Raw genomic sequence first — 18,472 nt, 5'->3', positions numbered from 1 at the left:
CGACTCGGAAGAGCAGGGAGGAAAAGGGGGCGGCGAGCCCTTGGCTCGCCGCGTCATCAGGCCAGCAGACGATCGTGGTGCTCGGCGCCGCGCAGCATGGCCTGGATAAGTTCGTTGGCTTCAAACTTGGTGAGCGCCTCGTGGGCGCCGACCTGATGGGCCCGCTCCACGCTGATCTCGCTGGAGAGGGAGGTGTGCAGGATGATGTAGGCTCCCGCCAGCTTGGCATCGCTCTGCACCTCGAAGGCCAGCTCGTAACCATCCAGCCCCGGCATCTCGATATCGCTCACCAGGATGTCGATCCGCGTGCCCTGGGAGACTCGGGTCTGCATCAGGGTGAGGGCGTCGCGTCCGTTGGTGCAGACCTCGTAGGGGATGTTGATGTAATCGAGCGCCGCCATGAGCTGGCGACGGGCGACGGAGGAGTCGTCCACCAGCAGGATCCGCATCGGCTTGAGCCGCTCGCGCTGCACGTCGGTCAGCACGGGGTAGAGATGGCTGGGATCGTCCGGATAGACCCGCGACAGGATGAGCTCCACATCCAGCAACTGGATCAACTGTTCTCCCACCCGGGTCACGCCGGTGACGAAGACGTTCTGTCCCAAGGAGGGAGGGGGCGGCTCGATGTCACGCCAGTTGCACTCGGTGATCTTGTCGATGCCCCGCACCAGAAAGCCCACCAGGGTGCGGCGGCAATCGGTGATGATGATGAAGCAGTGGGGCATCTCCTCCCGGCTGATGGGGCGATAGCCCACGGCCATTGCCATGTCGATCACCGGGATGGTGGTGCCGCGCATGCTGGCGGCCCCGAGCACGGTGGGATGGGATTGTGGCAGGGCGGTGAGCTGGGTGTAGGGCACGATCTCCTTCACCTTGAGGGTACCGATGGCGAAGGATTGTCTGGCAGAGAGGTGGAACAGCAACATGCCCTGGGATTGGTTGGCCTTGCTCGTCATGGCGGATGTCCTGTTGATCTAGTCGGTGACGGTCAATCGGGTGTTCAGCATAAAGGATGGTGACATGAATGACTCCTTTGTTGTTAGCGGCGGTGAGCCGCAAAACTGGATTTCTTTTGCCATCCTTTTATGCCTCTCTTATCGGGTCGCGGACGGCTGAGGGGAGAGGGGCGCCCCGAGCCATTGCAGATGAGCCTCGGCCAGCGCGCTTTCATCCCGATAACCCAGCCTGCTCACCACCTGTGACGGTGCGCTGCCGCTTCGCAGCAGGCGAATCCCCTGCAACAGTTGCCACTGATCCTGCAGTGCCCGGGCGTCCGGGCCCTCGAGACCGCGAGTGTCCAGCAGGGTCTGCCAGGCAGCCACGCTATCCGGCTGCGCTCTGGCCAGGGCTTGCCAGGCATCTTGCAGTGCCTGATCCCCCAGTGACGAGATGGTGCAGCCGTGCAACTCATCCCCCACCACCTGCAGCCGCTGCCCATAGGGGCCTTGCCAGTCGCGTGGGCGTGACCAGACCGCCAGGCTGTCCAGCAGTGCGTCCATCAACGGGCTTGCCTGCAACCAGCCAGCCTGGGCGGGCTGGGGCACCCGCACGGAGCAGGCCAGCAGATCATGCTGGCAGCCAGCCAGAGGGGTGAAGGCGGCGAGGGCATCGGCACAGAGCCAGAAGTGGCTGCCAGGTGTCAGCAGCAGCTCATGGGCACCCAATTTCAGCAGCGCCACCCCCTGGGTGACGCGCAGCAATTGGCCCATGGGGGAGCGCTTGCGGGGGCCGACCTGAAGGGTGGAAGTGGAAAAATGCTGATATTCGATGGCGTGATGCATGTAAAAACCCTGATATGATGCTGCCTGGAGGTAACAAAAATGGAAACCAGACGTAAAAAACGCTTCATTGCCGGGGCAGTTTGCCCGGCGTGCGGCAAGATGGACACCATGATGCTGTATATGGAGCATGGAGTCGAGAAGGTGACCTGTGTCGAGTGCGGGGATACCCAGGTGCAGACCCAGGAGCAGGTGGACAAGGCGACGCGCGAGGCGGAGCAGGTGATAGGGGTGTTTCGTCCCGAGTGAGTGCCATGCCTCAAGGTGATGGTACGCCGGTCAGGCTGGTCGCTGTTGATGACTTTTTCATCACACTGAAGCCGGGCCGACCATATGCTTGTCTGCCTTTTTGAGGTATTCTGAGCCCGTTTTTTTCTATCCGCAGGATCCCTGACATGAAAGTAGCTCCCCTGAGCGTGGTTACGCTGGAATACACGGTCACCGACGAACACGGTGAAGTCATCGACACCACTGTCGGTAAAGAGCCGCTGGTGTATCTGCACGGTACCCGTTACCTGGTCTCCGGCCTCGAAGCCGAGCTGGAAGGCCGCAGCGTGGGCGAGGCGTTCGACGTCACCCTGACGCCGAACCAGGCCTATGGCGAGTACGACGAGAATCTGGTGCAGGAAGTGCCCGGCGAGCTGTTCGACGGTATGGAAGTGTCTGAAGGGGATACTTTTGTGGCCGAGACCGACGATGGTCACCGCCCGGTGACCGTCATCGAGGTGTCCGAGGAGTTCATCAAGGTGGACGGCAACCATCCCCTGGCTGGCGTGACCCTGGGCTTCAAGGTCGAGATCAAGGACGTGCGTGCCGCGACCGCCGAAGAGCTGGCCCATGGCCATGTGCACGGCGCCGGTGGCTGCGGTCACGATCATGGTCATGACCATGATCACGGCCATGATCACGATCATGACCACGGTGGCTGCTGTGGCGGCCATGGTCACAACCATGCACACGATCACGGCGACGATCACGGTCACGGTGGTTGCTGCGGTGGTGGCGGTTGTGGTGGCAAGGGCCATCAGCACTGATCACGGCCTGGCCGATGATAAAAAACCCGCGCATGGCGCGGGTTTTTTATGGCTGGCACTCATCAGTAGTGCGGTGGCGGCGTCTCTTCGGCCATGCTGGCGATCTGGCTCGGCTGTACGCTCTGCAATTTATCCACCAGTAGATGGATCTGGTGTTTGAGCCGGTCCAGCTCGCGACCCTGGGTGGTGACCTCGTCGTTGAGCTGCTCCACCGTGTATTCGGCAAAGGCGAGGCGGCTTTCCAAGGTTTCGAGGCGTTCGTTTAGTTGCTGACTCATGGGCCTTTTGGTCCTTACTTGATAGTCCAGATTTCAGCCAGGCCACTGGAGCTGGCACTGACGAGGTGGTCATTGTCGCGCAAAGCCACGCCATAGACCACAGCGCTAGGCGGTTTCACCTTGGGATGGGGCGAGACGCGCCAGCTCTGCAACGGCTGGCCGTCACTCACCTGCCACAGAGTGAGCTGGCGGGAGGGGGCGCCGGTGATGAGCCAGTTGCCGCCGTTGGCAAAGCGGGCGCTGGTGTAGACCTCGAAGCGGTGATCGTATTGCAACCGGCTGTGCTCCTTGCCGGTTTTGAGATCCCAGATGCTGGCCTGGCGACTGTCTGCGGTGAAGGCGAAGCGTCCGGACGGATCCAGTCTCGCCATCACGACTCGCCCGGCGTGGTTGAAGCGCCACACCACCTGGCCCGTGCGGGTATCCCACAGATAGGCGCTGTAATCGTTGCCGCCGGTGAGGGCATAGCGACCATTGGGGGAGAGATCCACCGTGTTGACCTGTTCGGTGTGGCCGAGGAATTGCAGCCGGCGTCCGGTCTGGGTGTCGACCACTTCCGCCTTGCCGTCTTCACGGCCGATGAGCACCTGGCGGCCATCCGCCGAGATCGCTGCATCGCGCAGGCGGGATTCTGGCAGGGAGTAGTAGCCCTGGGAGCGGCCATCCTGCAAGCGCCAGATGGCGAAGGTGTGCTGGGTGGCGGTGATGGCATGGCTGTCATCGGGGGAGAAGCGGGTCAGGGTGACGAACTCCTCCTGGTCATCGCTCTGGCGCCAGCGCCAGCGCTCTTTGCCCTGTTCCAGATCCCACACCACAGTGCCCTGACCCAGGCTGGAGACCAGCGCGAGCTTGCCGGAACTGGCGAGATCCGCGCTCAGCAGACCCTGGTTGGCGAGGCGGATCTGCTGGCTGGGAAGTGAGCGTTGTTCGCACCCCGTCAGCATCAGGCAAATACCGATGAGATAAATGGCACTTTTGATCATTTTTCCTGTCTCATGCTTTCGTTACCTGCGATCACGGCGTTAGTATAAGGCGCTTATCACGATAAACCTCTCATTTCACGAAGGAACCGAGAGCGGTATTTAGAGTTTTGGAGAAACTGATGAACAATTTTCTGAAGGTGTCCCTGTTGGCTGCGGCGGTTGCCGTCGGTCTGACTGCTTGCCAAAAAGATGAGAAACCTGCTGCGACCAACACCGCAGAGGTCAAGGCAGAAGCCAGCAAGCCGGCAGAGGCCCCCAAGGCTGAGGCCAAGAGCTTTGAAGAGCAATCCGGCTATGCGATCGGCCTCTCCATGGGTCGTTATATCGCCAATACCCTGGAGCGCCAGCAGGAGCTCGGTATCAAGCTGGACAACACCGTGATCCTGAAGGGTGTCACCGACGGTCTGGGCAAAGAAGCCAAGATGACCGACGAGGAGATCCAGAAGGTTCTGCAGGAATACGACGCCAAGATCAACGAGCTGACCAAGGCGAAGGCCGACAAGGATGCCGTGGAAAACCTGAAGAAGGGTGAAGAGTTCCTGGCTGCCAACGCCAAGAAAGAGGGCGTGAAGAGCACCGAGTCCGGCCTGCAATATCAGGTCGAGAAGATGGGTGACGGCGCCAAGCCGAAGGCCACCGACATCGTCAAGGTACACTACACCGGTACCCTGACCGACGGCACCAAGTTTGACAGCTCTGTCGATCGCGGCGAGCCGGCTACCTTCCCGCTCAACCAGGTGATCCCGGGCTGGACCGAAGGGGTGCAACTGATGCCGGTCGGCTCCAAGTTCAAGTTCTTCCTGCCGTCCAAGCTGGCCTATGGCGAGCACGGTGCAGGTTCCATCCCGGCCAACGCCGTGCTGGTATTTGACGTAGAGCTGCTGGCCATCGAAAAACCGGCTGCCGATGGCGACAACGCCAAGAAATAAGCTCAAAGCACCATAAAAACGGCTCCCCAGGGAGCCGTTTTTGCTTGTGTATTGTCGCAATCCCCCGGATAAAGCGATGAGGCCGTCTTGAGTGTGTGGCGGCTAGCCCCCAGAATAGACAACAAAATCAAGCGCAAGGATGGATCTCGTGGCTGAAAGCAAACCCCGTGTCCTGTTGGTGGAAGATACCCGCAGTCTGGCGGTCGTCTATGAGCAGTATCTGGCCCAGGATGGCTACGAGGTGCAGCTGGCAGATTGTGGCCAGCAGGCTTTGGCACAATTGCTGGCAAGCCCGCCCCCCGTGGTGCTGCTCGACCTGGAGTTGCCCGACATGTCCGGCATGGACATCTTGCAGCAGATCACGGAGCGGCAACTGCCCTGCTCCGTGGTGGTGATCACCGCTCACGGCTCGGTGGATGTGGCGGTGGAGGCGATGCGGTTCGGGGCCTTCGATTTTCTCACCAAGCCGTTCGATGGCAAGCGCCTGTGCGCCACGGCGCGCAATGCCCTGAAGCACCAGCAGCTCAGCTCGCTGGTGGCCCAGTATCGGGAAAACTTCGAGCGCAGCTCCTTTGCCGGTTTCATCGGCGCCTCCATGGCGATGCAGGCGGTCTATCGCATCATCGAGAGCGCGGCGCCGAGCAAGGCAACCGTCTTCATCACTGGCGAGAGCGGCACCGGCAAGGAGGTGTGCGCAGAGGCCATCCACCAGTGCAGCCCGCGTCGGGATCAGCCCTTCATCGCCCTCAACTGCGCCGCCATTCCCCATGACCTGATGGAGAGCGAGATCTTCGGCCATGTGAAAGGGTCGTTTACCGGTGCCCAGGGGGATCGCAAGGGGGCGGCCAGTCTGGCGGACGGCGGTACCCTCTTCCTCGACGAGATCTGCGAGATGGATCTCGACCTGCAGAGCAAGCTGCTGCGTTTCATTCAGACCGGCACCCTGCAGCGGGTCGGCAGCGGCAAGCTGGAGACGGTGGATGTGCGCTTTGTCTGCGCCACCAACCGGGATCCCCTGGTGGAGGTCAAGGCCGGACGGTTTCGTGAAGACCTTTACTACCGCCTGCACGTGATCCCGCTGGCGCTGCCCCCCCTGAGGGAGCGGGGAGAGGACATCCTGCTGCTGGCCCGGGAGTTGCTGCTGCGTTATGCCGGTGAGGAGAACAAGCGGTTCAGGGACTTTGATGCGGACGCAGTGCAGGTGCTGCTCGACTACCCCTGGCCCGGCAACGTACGCGAGCTGCAAAACGTGGTGCGCAACATAGTGGTGCTCAATGATGGCGAGCTGGTGAGCCCGGATATCCTGCCACCTCCCCTCAACGGGGGGCGTACCCTGGCCCCGGAGCCTGCGGTCGGAATGGCGGATCCCCAGTCAGATCCCGTGGTCGTTCGCAGGCAGGTCCGTCCGCTCTGGCAGGTGGAAAAGGAGGCCATCGAGCAGGCCATCGCCAGTTGTGACGGCAACATCCCCAAGGCGGCGGCCCTGCTGGAAATAAGCCCTTCCACGATTTATCGCAAGAAGCAGAGCTGGGAAGAGGCGAGTCCGGCCTGAGCCGTCACCTCTGCTCCCGGGCAGACATGCTGATGTGCGGGGCGGCCAATTGGTCGCCCCGCACGCTTATCAGAGTTTGGCGAGCAGCTTGAGCCTGGCCAGTCGTTCTGCCTCGTTGGCGGTGAACCAGCCATCCTGTGACAGCAGAAACCAGGCGCGGGCAAAGAACTCGGGTGCCGCGGGATCATTGAGCACGAGTGCATTCTCCCCCAGCTCCTCGAACACATAGCCATCCTCGGGGGTGCCTGCGGCGGCCATGTCGTCGCGCAACTGCGCCAGTTCGGCCATGGCCTGTTCATGGCGCTCCTGGGCCCGGCTCAGGCGCGCCAGACTCCAGCGGGCGATAAAGGCTTTGCCCTGGTTGTTGTGCTGCTCGTGCCAGGCCAGGCACTTTTGTTGACAGGCGATGGCCTCGTCGAGGCGACCCAGCTCGAACAGGGTCCAGCCCTGATTGTTGTAGAGGGTGGCGAGCCAGCCCCGTGCCCGCTTGTCGTGACTGCGCTCGGCCAGGGTCATCGCCAGCTGGTGCCAGTGGCTCTGCTCCTCCAGGGGGGCGGCGATGGCCACCATGTGGGCCGCATCGATGGCCAGATAGTGCTCTTCGTACTGCTCTCCCAGTTGCCAGGCCTGTTCAAACAGGGCTCTGGCGCTGGCCTTGTCACCGGCGGAGTTGAAGGTGCGGCCACGCTCCAGCAAGGCGCGCAGGCGGGCCCGTGGAGTCGCCTCGGTGAGGCGGGGTTCTATCTCGTCGAGCAGCTGGTGCGCCTGTGCAAACTGGCGTTGCAGCGAATGGGTGCGGGCTATCTGGGTGAGGAGCTCCAGCTCCCATTGCAGGTTGGTGGCACGCGCCTCGGGCAGCAGTGCTTGAAAACGCTGGGCGCTGGCGGCGGGATCCTGATAATCCCACAGCGCCATGAAATCGGGCGGATTGTTCATCTGGCCTCCATGCCGGTTATCCGCCCACCAAGATGCCTGAAGGCCATTCTTTGTACAAGAAGGGGGGCTGGCGCCATCGTGACGCCAGCGCTTGCCGATCAGTAGACCATGGCAAGGCTCATCAGCATCAGACCCAGGGCAGCAAAGGCTCCCTCCTTGATAGCCAGGCGCGGTACCAGCGCCTTGGGCAGGGCAGGGAACAGGCTCAGGGCAAAGCCGAACCCCGGCATCAGCCAGTGGAAAGCAGGGCTTCGCAGGGCGGGATCCGCAGCGCCATTGATGACGATGAGCAGGATAAAGAGGGTGAAGGCGGGCAGGATAAACCAGCGGGCATGGCCGGCGGCGACCGCCCGCAGTGGCGAGATGCGATAGAGCACCAGGGTCACGAGGAAGAGGGCGAGGGGAGCCAGCAGATAGAGCGGGGCCGGGTTCATGATGAGTGTCTCCTGACAAGGGGGGCAGAGTGTAGGCAGTCCGGGTGGGGAATGACCAGTCCCCCGCGCCCGGGCTGTGAAGCGGATCGCAGGGCAAAGGTTTGCCTGGGCAGGATCAGCGGAACCAGAACCAGAGCACGGCAAATACCAGCCAGCTCAGCATCAGCAGGATCCAGGGCAGCGGGTGCTGGCGGGTGAGCTCGATGACCTCGGCTTCGCTCTCCTCTTCCCGTGTCTCTTGGGAAGAGTGCCTGGCTTTGGCTTGCAGTTTCTTCTGGCGGCTGGCCTCGCGGGCCTTCGCCTTCATCTGTTTCTTGTATTCGTCTATGCCCTTCTGGATCCCCTGGGCGATGAGCTGGGTTTGCTCCTTGGTCTGCCCCGGCTTCTGGTTGGCACGGGCGATCTTCATCGCCTCCTGCTGGGTTTCGGGGGAAATTTTGTCGTACTTGGCCATTCCAGGCACTCCTTGGCATTGATTGGCGGGCAGTATGCCATAACCGTTACCGGCGGGCTGCCATCATGGGGGAAATTGCTCTGCGAGTGGGGTGCCTCTGTTCCAAATAGGGGAAACAGGTTGCGTGGATGATCACATTTGGCGGAATTTGTGAGTCGCCGATGAAAAACCGTCACATGTTGTTTGTTATATTACCGCCCGATCCTGGATAGGGTCGTCCAATAACAAAATAACAAGGTGATATGGAAATGAATTATAAATTTGTCAAAGGAAGTATCGCACTGGCAGTGCTTGCCGCATTGAGCGGCTGCAATACCTCAAGCAACGACAGCGTCGCCCCCTGCACCGAAAATGTCTGCAAGCTGACCATTTTGCATACCAATGATACCCACGGTCGTTTCTGGCACAACGACAAGGGCGAATATGGCATGGCGGCCCAGAAGACCCTGGTCGAGCGGCTGCGTGCCGAGGCGAAAGCGGCGGGCAGCGAAGTGCTGGTGCTCTCCGGCGGTGACGTCAACACCGGGGTGCCAGAGTCGGATCTGCAGGATGCAGAGCCGGACTTCATGGCCATGAACAGCATCCGTTACGATGCCATGGCGGTGGGTAACCACGAGTTCGACAACCCCCTGACCATCCTCGAGAAACAGCGCCAGTGGGCCCAGTTCCCGATGATCTCCGCCAACATCTATGACAAGACGAGCGGCAAGCGCTACTTCGATCCCTACAAGGTGTTCAAGCTGGAGAGCGGCCTCAAGGTCGCCGTGCTGGGTCTGACCACAGAGGACACAGCCCAGCTGGTGGATCCCAACAACGTCCAGACCCTGGAGTTCCGCGATCCGACCACGGAAGCCGCCAATCTCGGCAAGCAGATCCGCGACAACAAAGAGGCGAACCTGGTTCTTGCCATCACCCACATGGGCCATTACGAGAATGGTCAGCACGGCAGCAACGCACCGGGTGACGTGGAAATGGCCCGTGCGCTGCCGGCAGGCACCCTGGACGCCATCATCGGTGGTCACTCCCAGAACCCGGTCTGCATGGAGCCGGGTACCCCGGACAAGTACGCCGACTTCAAGCCGGGCGACGACTGCCAGCCGGATCAGCAGAACGGCACCTGGATCATGCAGGCTCACGAGTGGGGCAAGTATGTGGGTCGTGCCCAGTTTGACTATCAGAATGGCAAGCTGACCCTGACCCAGTACGATCTGATCCCGGTCAACCTGAAGAATGCGGACGGTGATTTCATTCAGGAAGAGATCGTCAAGGATCCCGAGCTCTACAACACCCTGCTCACCTATCAGGAGAAGGGACAGCAGGAGCTGGGTGTGGTCATCGGTGCCACCGATGGCGTACTGGACGGTGAACGCGCCAACGTGCGCAACAAGCAGACCAACCTGGGTCGTCTCATCACCACCGCGACTGCCGAGAAGCTGAGCACCGACTTTGGCATCGTCAACTCCGGTGGGGTGCGTGCCTCCATCGCGGCAGGGGACATCAGCTACCGTGACGTGCTGACCGTGCATCCGTTCGGCAACACCGTCAACAAGGCGACCATGAGCGGCAACGAGCTGCTGACCTACCTGGGTCAGGTTGCGACCAAGACCGCCAATACCGGTGGCTATGCCCAGTTCGGCGGTATCAAGATGACGGTGGATTGCCAGGCCAAGAGCGTGGACATCGCCACCATCGGCGGCAAGGCCTTCGATCCGGCAGCAACCTACAGCTTCTCCATCCCGAGCTTCAGCGCAGCCGGTGGTGACGGTTATCCGAAGATCGACACCATCAATGCCGGTCTGGTGGATGCCGGTGTGCTGAAGGATTATATCGCTGCGAAGAAGACCATTCAGGTCGCCGATTATCAGCCGGCCGGCGAGGTCAGCTATATCAACTCCACCTCGGTAGAGGGTTGCAAATAATCCCTGCACCCCGAACCAATAAAAAAGAGAGGCAGCCATGGCTGCCTCTCTTTTTATTTTCAATATCATCAGCTGTGTCTCTCGGGAAATATATCCGGCCACGGGAAGCTGCCCCGAAATAGGGCATGACACGATCCGATGGCAATAAAAAGGCGACCCTGAGGTCGCCTTGATGAAATGGGTCGGTTGAACCTTAGAGCTGCTCGATGCCGACGATATGCCAGGGGGCATTGTCCTTGGCGAGATCACGCTCGAGGTGCCACACCTCCTTGATATCCTCCTCGACCTGCTCCTGACGGTCCATGTAGCGGCCGCTGAAGCGCACGCTCACCTGGGCCCAGTCGCTGCCGTAGTCGGCACGGACCAGCTGGGTGTCCACGTACATCACCTCGGTGTGCTGCTCACCGGAGAGCTCGGCGCGTTCGGCCTTGAGGTGCTCGAACAGCTCGGGGCTCACGTACTCGCGGATCTTCTCCAGGTCGTTCTTGTTCCAGGCCTCTTGCAGGGTGCGGTAGTGATCGCGGGCACCGGCCAGGAAGCCGTTCATGTCAAAGCCCGGGGGCAGACGGAAGGGCACGTCGCTGTCGGCAAAACCGGTGGCCTGCGGGGCGCTGTGGCTTTGCTCGAACTGCTGGGGGGCCGCGCTCTGGGGCGGTTGATAGCCCGCATAGGCCGTCTGTGGCTGGGCCGCTGCCGCCTTGTTCCTGCGCAGGGCTCGGAACAGGAAGACACCGCCCAGTGCCAGCAGGGCGATCAGCAGGAAGTCCATCCCTTGCAGACCTTCGAAGGCACCGCTGCCCAGCAGGTAGGCAAACAGGCCGCCGGCCAGCAGACCACCCAGCAGGCCGCCCATCATGCCGCCTTTCTTGGGTGCCTGGGCGCCCACGGTCGGGTTCTTGGTGTCGACCGGCTTGGCCGCAGGTTGGGCCGGAGCCGTCTTGTAGCTCTTGCCAAAGGATTTGCCGCCACCAAGTTTCTTGGCCTCGGCGATGGGTGCCCCAAGGCCAATGGCCAGGATCAGGGCAAACAGGGTCAGCATCTTTTTCATTTTGACTCTTTCACTCTCATGTAGGTGGGGGCATGCTCTGCTTGTGCAAGCTCAGCGAGGCGCATGGCAGGCTGCCAGTCCCTTTTTGTGTTGCAGCTTGCGGGTATGATTATCACGGATGGCATGAATTATTCATGAACAGATTGAGTCGTCCGACAGGGGAGGCGCCCATGAAACACAGACGGCCGAGTCGCTCGGTGCGCAGGCTGCGCAACAAACAAAGAGCAAGAACGAAAGATCAGACCCTGGTCTGGCCCTTTCTCGTACTGTGAGGCAGGTCTGCGGCGCAGAAGTGGATGATGCTGACGAGGCCTGGGTCCCGTCTTGTCGCCGGATGCGATGACGGGACGTATTAGCACTCGCGATGGCGGGGTTTCTTTTGTAAAATTCCCGTCCCCTTCCCGCTGCGGTTTTTATGTGTATGGCAGAGCAAGTGACGGCGAAAAAAGACGCCAAGACACAACAGCTGAAAGTACCTCCCCACTCTTTTGAGGCCGAACAGTCCGTACTGGGCGGCCTGATGCTGGACAACGAGGCCTGGGATCGGGTCGCCGAACGGGTGATCGACAAGGATTTCTACAGCCGTCCGCACCGCCTGATCTTCCAGGCCATGACCCGCCTCTCCAATGCGGGCAACCCCATCGACCTTATCACTCTGCAGGAGGAGCTCGAGCGCTCCGAGCAACTGGAAGAGGCCGGTGGCTTCGCCTATCTGGTGGAGATCGCCAAGAACACCCCGAGTGCCGCCAACATCAGTGCCTACGCCGAGATCGTGCGTGAGCGGGCGGTGGTGCGGGAGATGATCTCGGTCGCCAACGAGATAGTCGAAGCGGGCTACGAGCCCCAGGGGCGTACCTCCAACGATCTGCTGGACCTGGCCGAGAGCAAGGTGTTCCAGATCGCCGAGCAGCGCACCAGCGCCAACGAGGGCCCCCAGCCCCTGAAGCTCATCCTCGAGCAGACCGTCGACAAGATTGAAGAGCTGTTCAAGACCCCCCACAACGGGGTGACCGGCGTGTCGTCCGGCTACAACGATCTGGACAAGATGACCGCCGGCCTGCAGCGTTCGGATCTGGTCATCGTCGCCGCCCGTCCCTCCATGGGCAAGACCACCTTTGCCATGAACCTGTGCGAGCACGCGGCCCTCACCGCCGACAAGCCGGTGCTGATCTTCTCCCTCGAGATGCCCTCCGAGCAGATCATCATGCGTATGCTCGCCTCGGTGGGCCGCATCGACCAGACCAAGGTGCGGACCGGCCAGCTCGACGACGAGGATTGGGCGCGGCTCTCCTCCACCATGGGGCTGCTGCTGGAGAAGGGGAAGATGTACATCGACGACTCCTCCGGCCTCACCCCGACCGAAGTGCGCTCCCGTGCCCGTCGGGTGGCGCGGGACAACGGCGGCATCAGCATGATCATGGTGGACTACCTGCAGCTGATGCGGGTGCCGGCGCTGTCTGACAACCGTACTCTGGAAATCGGTGAAATCTCCCGCTCCCTCAAGGCACTGGCGAAAGAGCTGCAGTGCCCCGTGGTGGCGCTCTCCCAGCTGAACCGAAGCCTGGAACAGCGGGCCGACAAGCGCCCGGTCAACTCGGATCTGCGGGAATCCGGCTCCATCGAGCAGGATGCGGACTTGATCATGTTCATCTACCGCGACGAGGTCTATCACGACGACAGCCCCGACAAGGGGATCGCCGAGATCATCATCGGCAAGCAGCGTAACGGCCCCATAGGACGAGTGCGGCTCACCTTCCAGGGTCAGTTCTCGCGCTTTGACAACTACGCGGGCCCGGCGTTTGATGATGACTACTAAGTAAGCCGGGAGCCTTCTCCCGGCATCCATAAACAGTTTTCCCGGTTCGACAATTCTGCCGGTCCGGCCTTAGACGATGAGATTTGAGGGCTGACACCACCCGGTGCCTGATTATCATGCCCTCGTAAGGGAAAACAGATGAAAGCGGCTATCGCCCAAATCAATACCGCGGCCCTGCGCCACAACCTCGCCGTGGTGAAACGACACGCCCCCCAATGCAAGATCATTGCCGTGGTCAAGGCCAACGCCTATGGCCACGGCCTGCTGCCGGTCGCCCGCACTCTGGTGGATGCGGACGCCTACGCGGTGGCCCGCATCGAAGAGGCGCTGATGCTGCGCTCCTGCGCCGTGGTCAAGCCCATCGTGCTGCTGGAGGGATTCTTCTCTGCCGCCGACCTGCCGGTGCTGGCGGCCAACAACCTGCAGACCGCGGTGCACACCTGGGAGCAGCTCGAAGCGCTGGAGCAGGCGGAGCTGCCTGCCCCCGTGGTGGCCTGGCTCAAGCTCGACACCGGCATGCACCGCCTCGGCGTGCGGGCCGACGAGATGCCCGCCTTTATCGAGCGCCTCGGCAAGTGCAAGAACGTGGTGCAGCCGTTCAACGTCATGACCCACTTCAGCCGCTCCGATGAGCTGGAGCAACCCACCACCCGCGAGCAGATCGACCTGTTCAGCCAGCTGACTGCGCCGCTGTCGGGCGAGCGCGCCATGGCCAACTCGGCAGGCATCCTGGCGTGGCCGGATTCCCACTGCGACTGGGTGCGCCCCGGCGTCATCCTCTACGGCGTGTCGCCGTTCCCCAATACGGTGGCGGCGGATTATGACCTGCAGCCAGTGATGACCCTCAAGACCCAGCTCATCGCGGTGCGCGATCACAAGGCGGGCGAGCCGGTAGGCTATGGCGCCAACTGGGTGTCGGATCGCGATACCCGGCTCGGGGTGATTGCCATCGGCTATGGCGACGGTTATCCGCGCATGGCCCCCAATGGTACGCCAGTGCTGGTCAATGGCCGCATCGTGCCTCTGGTGGGGCGCGTCTCCATGGACATGACCACGGTGGATCTCGGTCCCGGCGCCACCGACAAGGCCGGTGACGAGGCGGTGCTCTGGGGGGAAGGGCTGCCGGTGGAGCGGGTGGCCGACCAGATCGGCACCATTCCCTATGAGCTCATCACCAAGCTCACCTCCCGCGTCTTTATGGAGTACGTGTAGGCGAGTCGCCCCTCATCCCCAACCCTTCTCCCGCGAGGGGAGAACAAAAAGGCCGCCCCGACAAGGGCGGCCTTTTTCATGGGCGTGTCCCAGAGACGAAAGAACAAGCCCCGCATTGGCGGGGCTTGAGTCTCCGTCACTATGCGGCGCTTAGCCTATGGTCATCAGGCTGGCGTTGCCACCGGCGGCGGCGGTGTTGACCGAGAGGGCGTGCTCGATGAGCAGGCGCTCCAGCGGGATGTCGGTCTCGCCGCGATGCAGGCCGTGCACACCGATGATGGCGCCGTTACGGGCTGCCTGGCGCGCGGCGGCGAGCTTGCTCACCTCTCGCAACTGATCCGAGTCGCCGTGGTGCAGCAGGGCATCGAAGTCCGTCTCCCCCGTGGCCCAGTCCGCCACCAGCGCGATGGGATCCCGCACCTCGGTCGGCAGGGAAGAGAGCAGGGAGCGTGTCTGGGCATCGTCCGGCAGCAGCACCTGGCTGCCGACCGCCAGACAGGCGGCCAGCTGGGCCAGCAGGTCGGCCTTCTCCTGGGCAAGACAGAGCACCCGTTCCCGGGGCAGCAGGCTGTAGCTGTTGCGCTCGCCGGTGGGGCCGGTCAGCAGCTGGGTACGGCCGCTCTGGGAGAGCGCGGCGTAGTGATCGCACAGGGCGGCGAGGACCGGATCCTGCTTGCTCGCCCAGTCGCGCAGGGCCACGAGGGGGGCTTTCGCCTCGGCATGCAGGGCACCGGACTCCTGGTGCAGCTGGTTGGCCACCGCTTCCTGGGGACGGGCGCCGAGCAGGCGATACATGTAGAGCGGGCCACCGGCCTTGGGACCGGTGCCGGAAAGCCCTTCCCCACCGAAGGGTTGCACCCCGACCACGGCGCCCACGATGTTGCGGTTGACGTAGAGGTTGCCCACCTTGGCCACGTTCACCACCTGGGCGATGGTCTCGTCGATGCGGGTATGAACACCCAGGGTCAGGCCGTAGCCGCTGCCGTTGATCTGCTCGAGCAACTCCCCGAGCCGGGTGCGTGGGTAGCGGACCAGGTGCAGCACAGGGCCGAACACTTCGCGTCCCAGTTCGTCCAGGCTGTCGAGCTCGATCAGGGTCGGCAGCACGAAGGTGCCGCGGCTGCAGGCATCCCCCTGGGTGCGGGCGATCTGGTGCACTTTGCGCCCCTTGTCGCCCATGGCCTTGATGTGGCGCTCGATGTTGGCCTTGGCCTCGGCGTCGATGACGGGACCGATGTCGGTGGAAAGGTGCTCGGGGCTGCCGACCTTGTACTCGGCCATGGCGCCCTTGAGCATCCGGATCACCCGATCCGCCACGTCATCCTGCACGCACAGCACTCGCAGGGCGGAGCAGCGCTGACCGGCGCTGTCGAACGCCGAGGAGATGACATCCATCACCACCTGTTCGGTCAAGGCGGAGGAGTCGACGATCATGGCGTTCTGGCCGCCGGTCTCGGCGATGAGGGGAATGGTGCGACCCTGGGCGTCGAGGCGACCGGCCAGGTTGCGGGAGATGATACCCGCCACCTCGGTGGAGCCGGTGAACATGACGCCGCGCACCCGTTCGTCCGCGATGAGCGCCGCACCCACGGTCTCACCACGGCCCGGCAGCAGCTGCACCGCACCGGCGGGAACCCCCGCTTCCAGCAGGATGCGCACCGCTTGTGCCGCGATGAGGGGGGTCTGCTCGGCAGGCTTGGCCAGCACCGTATTGCCGGCGGCCAGGGCCGCGCACACCTGGCCGCTGAAGATGGCCAGGGGGAAGTTCCAGGGGCTGATGCAGACCACGGGGCCGAGCGGTCTGTGGGTGTCGTTGGCGAAGTGGTTGCGCGCCTGGGCGGCGTAGTAGCGCAGGAAGTCCACCGCCTCGCGTACCTCGGCGATGGCGTTGGCGAAGGTCTTGCCGGATTCGCGAACCAGCAGGCCCATCAGGGGTTGCAGTTCGGATTCCATCAGATCGGCTGCCCTGTCCAGCACGGCGGCCCGCTCGGCTGGCGGGGTGGACTGCCAGATCTGGCCGCTCGTGAGGGAGCAGGCGAGCGCCTTGTCCACCAGCGCTACCGTGGCTTCGCTCACCTGACCGACGACATCGCGGTGATCCGCCGGGTTGAGCACGGGCTGGAACTGGGTCGGCGCCTCGGTGTCGCAACCCAGCATGGGCACGGCTTGATAGGCGGTGTTGGTGCTGGCGAGCAGGGCGGCGGAGAGTGACCCCAGGCGGTGCTCGTTCGCGAGATCCAGACCTGCGGAGTTCGGGCGCGCCTCGCCGTAGAGATCCCGGGGCAGGGGGATGCGCGGATGGGGCAGACCCAGGGCCCCTTCACGGGCGGCCATCTGCTCGATCTGCTGCACCGGATCCTGCACCAGATCCGAGAGGGAGATGTTGTTGTCCGCGATGCGGTTGACGAAGGAGGTGTTGGCCCCGTTCTCCAGCAGGCGGCGCACCAGGTAGGCGAGCAGGGTCTCGTGGCTGCCTACCGGTGCATAGATGCGGCAGGGGCGACCCAGCTTGCCGTCGGCCACCTTGCCGACCACCTGCTCGTAGAGCGGTTCGCCCATGCCGTGCAGACACTGGAACTCGTACTGGCCCGGGTAGTAGTTCTGACCGGCGAGCTGGTAAATCGCCGACAACGAATGGGCGTTGTGGGTGGCGAACTGGGGATAGATGGCCTCGGGCACCGCCAGCAGCTTGCGGGCGCAGGCGAGGTAGGAGACATCCGTGTAGGGCTTGCGGGTGTAGACCGGGTAGCCTTCCAGCCCTTCCTGCTGGGCACGCTTGATCTCGCTGTCCCAGTAGGCGCCCTTCACCAGACGGATCATCAGGCGGTGACGGCTGCGCTTGGCGAGATCGATGACGTAGTCGATCACATAGGGGCAGCGCTTCTGGTAGGCCTGGATGACGAAGCCGATGCCGTTCCAGTCGGCGAGGGACGGATCGAAGCAGAGCTTCTCCAGCAGATCGAGGGAGATCTCCAGGCGATCGGCCTCCTCGGCATCGATGTTGATGCCGATGTCATACTGCCTGGCGAGCTGGGTCAGGCCCAGCAAGGTGGGGTAGAGCTCCTCCATGACGCGATCGTACTGGGCGCGGCTGTAGCGCGGATGCAGGGCGGAGAGCTTGATGGAGATACCCGGCCCCTCGTAGATGCCGCGACCGTGGGAGGCCTTGCCGATGGCGTGGATGGCCTGCTCGTAGGAGGCCAGATAGCGTTTGGCGTCCTCCTCGGTCAGGGCCGCTTCCCCCAGCATGTCGTAGGAGTAGCGGAACCCTTTGCTCTCCATGCCGCCTGCGTTCGCCAGCGCCTCGGCGATGGTCTCGCCGGTGACGAACTGTTCACCCATCAGGCGCATCGCCATGTCGACGCCCTTGCGGATGAGCGGCTCACCCCCCTTGCCGATGAGTCCCTTGAGGGAGCTGTTCATGCCCGCCTCGTTGTGGGTGGCCACCAGCTTGCCGGTGATGAGCAGACCCCAGGAGGCCGCGTTGACGAACAATGAGGTGCTCTGGCCCAGGTGCTGGCTCCAGTTGCCGCCGCTTATCTTGTCGCGGATGAGGGCATCCCGGGTCGCCTTGTCGGGGATGCGCAGCAGCGCCTCCGCCAGACACATCAGGGCCACCCCTTCCTGGGAGGAGAGGGAGAACTCCTGAAGCAGCCCCTGCACCAGGCCCTGACGGCCGCTGGCGCTCTTCTGGTTGCGCAGCTTCTCGGCGATGCCCATGGCCAGCTTCTGGGTCGCGTCAGCCTTCTCCTTGGGCAGACGGGCCTGCTCCAGCAGCATGGGGACGGCTTCGGTCTCGGGGCGGCGATAAGCCCCCGTGATGGCGGCCCGCAGCACGGACTGGGGCAGAATGCTCTCGGCAAACTCGAGGAAGACCTGGATGCCCTGCTCGGTCAGGGTCTCGACGGCCTCTTCCCCGGCGGCGGCAGCCAGCCCGGAGTGCTCGGGCGGGGTCAGACCGCGATCCAGTTGCTCCAGATAGGTGAAGATGGCTTGCTTGATCAGCCAGTGGGGAGTGCGATCCAGGGTCTGCGCAGCCTGTTTGAGGCGGTCGCGGGTCGCTTCATCGAGTTTGACGCCGAGGGTGGTAGTGGCCATG

Annotated in this window: 16 protein-coding genes; 7 read left to right on the top strand and 9 right to left on the bottom strand. The window is 62.9% G+C overall.

All coding sequences use genetic code 11. From position 1 onward, the window contains the following. Window positions 1–56: 56 nt before the first annotated feature. Window positions 57–956, bottom strand: a complete 900-nt coding sequence (locus tag C2U37_RS02360) for a chemotaxis protein (protein ID WP_043152627.1) — start codon at window positions 954–956, stop codon at window positions 57–59. A 138-nt stretch (window positions 957–1,094) separates the two neighbouring features. Beyond that, the gene (locus tag C2U37_RS02355; RefSeq protein ID WP_104451751.1) at window positions 1,095–1,781 is read right to left on the bottom strand and encodes a hypothetical protein; all 687 of its coding nucleotides are present in this window, start codon (window positions 1,779–1,781) and stop codon (window positions 1,095–1,097) included. 39 nt (window positions 1,782–1,820) lie between these two features. Between C2U37_RS02355 and C2U37_RS02350 the strand changes: the two genes are divergently transcribed. Continuing rightward, window positions 1,821–2,027, top strand: coding sequence for a YheV family putative zinc ribbon protein (locus C2U37_RS02350; protein WP_010673247.1), 207 nt, complete (start codon window positions 1,821–1,823; stop codon window positions 2,025–2,027). Between the two features lie 146 nt (window positions 2,028–2,173). Further along, a complete protein-coding gene (locus tag C2U37_RS02345; protein ID WP_010673248.1) occupies window positions 2,174–2,812 on the top strand; it encodes an FKBP-type peptidyl-prolyl cis-trans isomerase in 639 nt (212 codons plus the stop codon). Window positions 2,813–2,874: 62 nt separating this feature from the next. Here C2U37_RS02345 and C2U37_RS02340 read toward each other — a convergent pair whose 3' ends face one another. Together C2U37_RS02340 and C2U37_RS02335 are read right to left on the bottom strand one after the other, a co-directional pair. Further along, complete coding sequence (locus tag C2U37_RS02340) at window positions 2,875–3,090, bottom strand: SlyX family protein (RefSeq protein WP_010673249.1); 216 nt, start codon at window positions 3,088–3,090, stop codon at window positions 2,875–2,877. A gap of 14 nt (window positions 3,091–3,104) precedes the next feature. Beyond that, a complete protein-coding gene (locus C2U37_RS02335; protein ID WP_041211198.1) occupies window positions 3,105–4,073 on the bottom strand; it encodes a WD40 repeat domain-containing protein in 969 nt (322 codons plus the stop codon). A 119-nt stretch (window positions 4,074–4,192) separates the two neighbouring features. On the opposite strand from C2U37_RS02335, the gene fkpA reads away from it, so the two are divergent. Both fkpA and C2U37_RS02325 read left to right on the top strand, forming a co-directional pair. Continuing rightward, window positions 4,193–5,002 carry an FKBP-type peptidyl-prolyl cis-trans isomerase gene (fkpA, locus tag C2U37_RS02330; protein WP_029313875.1) on the top strand — a complete coding sequence of 270 codons (810 nt, stop codon included), beginning with the start codon at window positions 4,193–4,195 and terminating at the stop codon, window positions 5,000–5,002. A gap of 148 nt (window positions 5,003–5,150) precedes the next feature. Continuing rightward, window positions 5,151–6,554: a sigma-54-dependent transcriptional regulator gene (locus C2U37_RS02325; RefSeq protein WP_104453177.1), complete on the top strand. Its 1,404-nt coding sequence runs from the start codon at window positions 5,151–5,153 to the stop codon at window positions 6,552–6,554. A gap of 69 nt (window positions 6,555–6,623) precedes the next feature. Here the strand turns inward: C2U37_RS02325 and C2U37_RS02320 are convergent, their stop codons facing one another. From C2U37_RS02320 to C2U37_RS02310, 3 genes are all read right to left on the bottom strand, one after another. Then, window positions 6,624–7,490: a tetratricopeptide repeat protein gene (locus C2U37_RS02320; RefSeq protein ID WP_104451750.1), complete on the bottom strand. Its 867-nt coding sequence runs from the start codon at window positions 7,488–7,490 to the stop codon at window positions 6,624–6,626. A gap of 98 nt (window positions 7,491–7,588) precedes the next feature. After that, a complete protein-coding gene (locus C2U37_RS02315; RefSeq protein ID WP_010673254.1) occupies window positions 7,589–7,924 on the bottom strand; it encodes a hypothetical protein in 336 nt (111 codons plus the stop codon). A 115-nt stretch (window positions 7,925–8,039) separates the two neighbouring features. Then, window positions 8,040–8,378: a DUF2956 domain-containing protein gene (locus tag C2U37_RS02310; RefSeq protein WP_104451749.1), complete on the bottom strand. Its 339-nt coding sequence runs from the start codon at window positions 8,376–8,378 to the stop codon at window positions 8,040–8,042. Between the two features lie 248 nt (window positions 8,379–8,626). Between C2U37_RS02310 and ushA the strand changes: the two genes are divergently transcribed. Beyond that, on the top strand, window positions 8,627–10,297 hold the full coding sequence (gene ushA / locus C2U37_RS02305; protein WP_041211202.1) for a bifunctional UDP-sugar hydrolase/5'-nucleotidase UshA: 1,671 nt from the start codon (window positions 8,627–8,629) through the stop codon (window positions 10,295–10,297). Window positions 10,298–10,490: 193 nt separating this feature from the next. On the opposite strand, the gene C2U37_RS02300 is transcribed toward ushA, so the two are convergent. Then, complete coding sequence (locus tag C2U37_RS02300) at window positions 10,491–11,345, bottom strand: Tim44 domain-containing protein (protein WP_010673257.1); 855 nt, start codon at window positions 11,343–11,345, stop codon at window positions 10,491–10,493. Between the two features lie 421 nt (window positions 11,346–11,766). Between C2U37_RS02300 and dnaB the strand changes: the two genes are divergently transcribed. Next, a complete protein-coding gene (gene dnaB, locus C2U37_RS02295; protein WP_039040054.1) occupies window positions 11,767–13,161 on the top strand; it encodes a replicative DNA helicase in 1,395 nt (464 codons plus the stop codon). Between the two features lie 138 nt (window positions 13,162–13,299). Beyond that, on the top strand, window positions 13,300–14,373 hold the full coding sequence (gene alr, locus C2U37_RS02290; protein WP_104451748.1) for an alanine racemase: 1,074 nt from the start codon (window positions 13,300–13,302) through the stop codon (window positions 14,371–14,373). Between the two features lie 150 nt (window positions 14,374–14,523). Here the strand turns inward: alr and putA are convergent, their stop codons facing one another. Next, complete coding sequence (gene putA, locus C2U37_RS02285; protein ID WP_104451747.1) at window positions 14,524–18,471, bottom strand: trifunctional transcriptional regulator/proline dehydrogenase/L-glutamate gamma-semialdehyde dehydrogenase; 3,948 nt, start codon at window positions 18,469–18,471, stop codon at window positions 14,524–14,526. Window position 18,472: the final 1 nt, after the last annotated feature.

The organism is Aeromonas sp. ASNIH1 (assembly GCF_002934285.1).
GTDB classification, from domain to species: domain Bacteria; phylum Pseudomonadota; class Gammaproteobacteria; order Enterobacterales; family Aeromonadaceae; genus Aeromonas; species Aeromonas caviae.
Note: the sequence above shows the minus strand (reverse complement) of the source record. Positions and strands in the feature narration are given on the sequence as shown.

Excerpts from the sequence above, each read along its gene's own strand:
- C2U37_RS02360 (WP_043152627.1), bottom strand. The coding sequence starts at position 956 with ATGACGAGCAAGGCCAACCAATCCCAGGGCATGTTGCTGTTCCACCTC.
- C2U37_RS02355 (WP_104451751.1), bottom strand. The coding sequence starts at position 1,781 with ATGCATCACGCCATCGAATATCAGCATTTTTCCACTTCCACCCTTCAG.
- C2U37_RS02350 (WP_010673247.1), top strand. The coding sequence starts at position 1,821 with ATGGAAACCAGACGTAAAAAACGCTTCATTGCCGGGGCAGTTTGCCCG.
- C2U37_RS02345 (WP_010673248.1), top strand. The coding sequence starts at position 2,174 with ATGAAAGTAGCTCCCCTGAGCGTGGTTACGCTGGAATACACGGTCACC.
- C2U37_RS02340 (WP_010673249.1), bottom strand. The coding sequence starts at position 3,090 with ATGAGTCAGCAACTAAACGAACGCCTCGAAACCTTGGAAAGCCGCCTC.
- C2U37_RS02335 (WP_041211198.1), bottom strand. The coding sequence starts at position 4,073 with ATGATCAAAAGTGCCATTTATCTCATCGGTATTTGCCTGATGCTGACG.
- fkpA (WP_029313875.1), top strand. The coding sequence starts at position 4,193 with ATGAACAATTTTCTGAAGGTGTCCCTGTTGGCTGCGGCGGTTGCCGTC.
- C2U37_RS02320 (WP_104451750.1), bottom strand. The coding sequence starts at position 7,490 with ATGAACAATCCGCCCGATTTCATGGCGCTGTGGGATTATCAGGATCCC.
- C2U37_RS02315 (WP_010673254.1), bottom strand. The coding sequence starts at position 7,924 with ATGAACCCGGCCCCGCTCTATCTGCTGGCTCCCCTCGCCCTCTTCCTC.
- C2U37_RS02310 (WP_104451749.1), bottom strand. The coding sequence starts at position 8,378 with ATGGCCAAGTACGACAAAATTTCCCCCGAAACCCAGCAGGAGGCGATG.
- ushA (WP_041211202.1), top strand. The coding sequence starts at position 8,627 with ATGAATTATAAATTTGTCAAAGGAAGTATCGCACTGGCAGTGCTTGCC.
- C2U37_RS02300 (WP_010673257.1), bottom strand. The coding sequence starts at position 11,345 with ATGAAAAAGATGCTGACCCTGTTTGCCCTGATCCTGGCCATTGGCCTT.
- dnaB (WP_039040054.1), top strand. The coding sequence starts at position 11,767 with ATGGCAGAGCAAGTGACGGCGAAAAAAGACGCCAAGACACAACAGCTG.
- alr (WP_104451748.1), top strand. The coding sequence starts at position 13,300 with ATGAAAGCGGCTATCGCCCAAATCAATACCGCGGCCCTGCGCCACAAC.
- putA (WP_104451747.1), bottom strand. The coding sequence starts at position 18,471 with ATGGCCACTACCACCCTCGGCGTCAAACTCGATGAAGCGACCCGCGAC.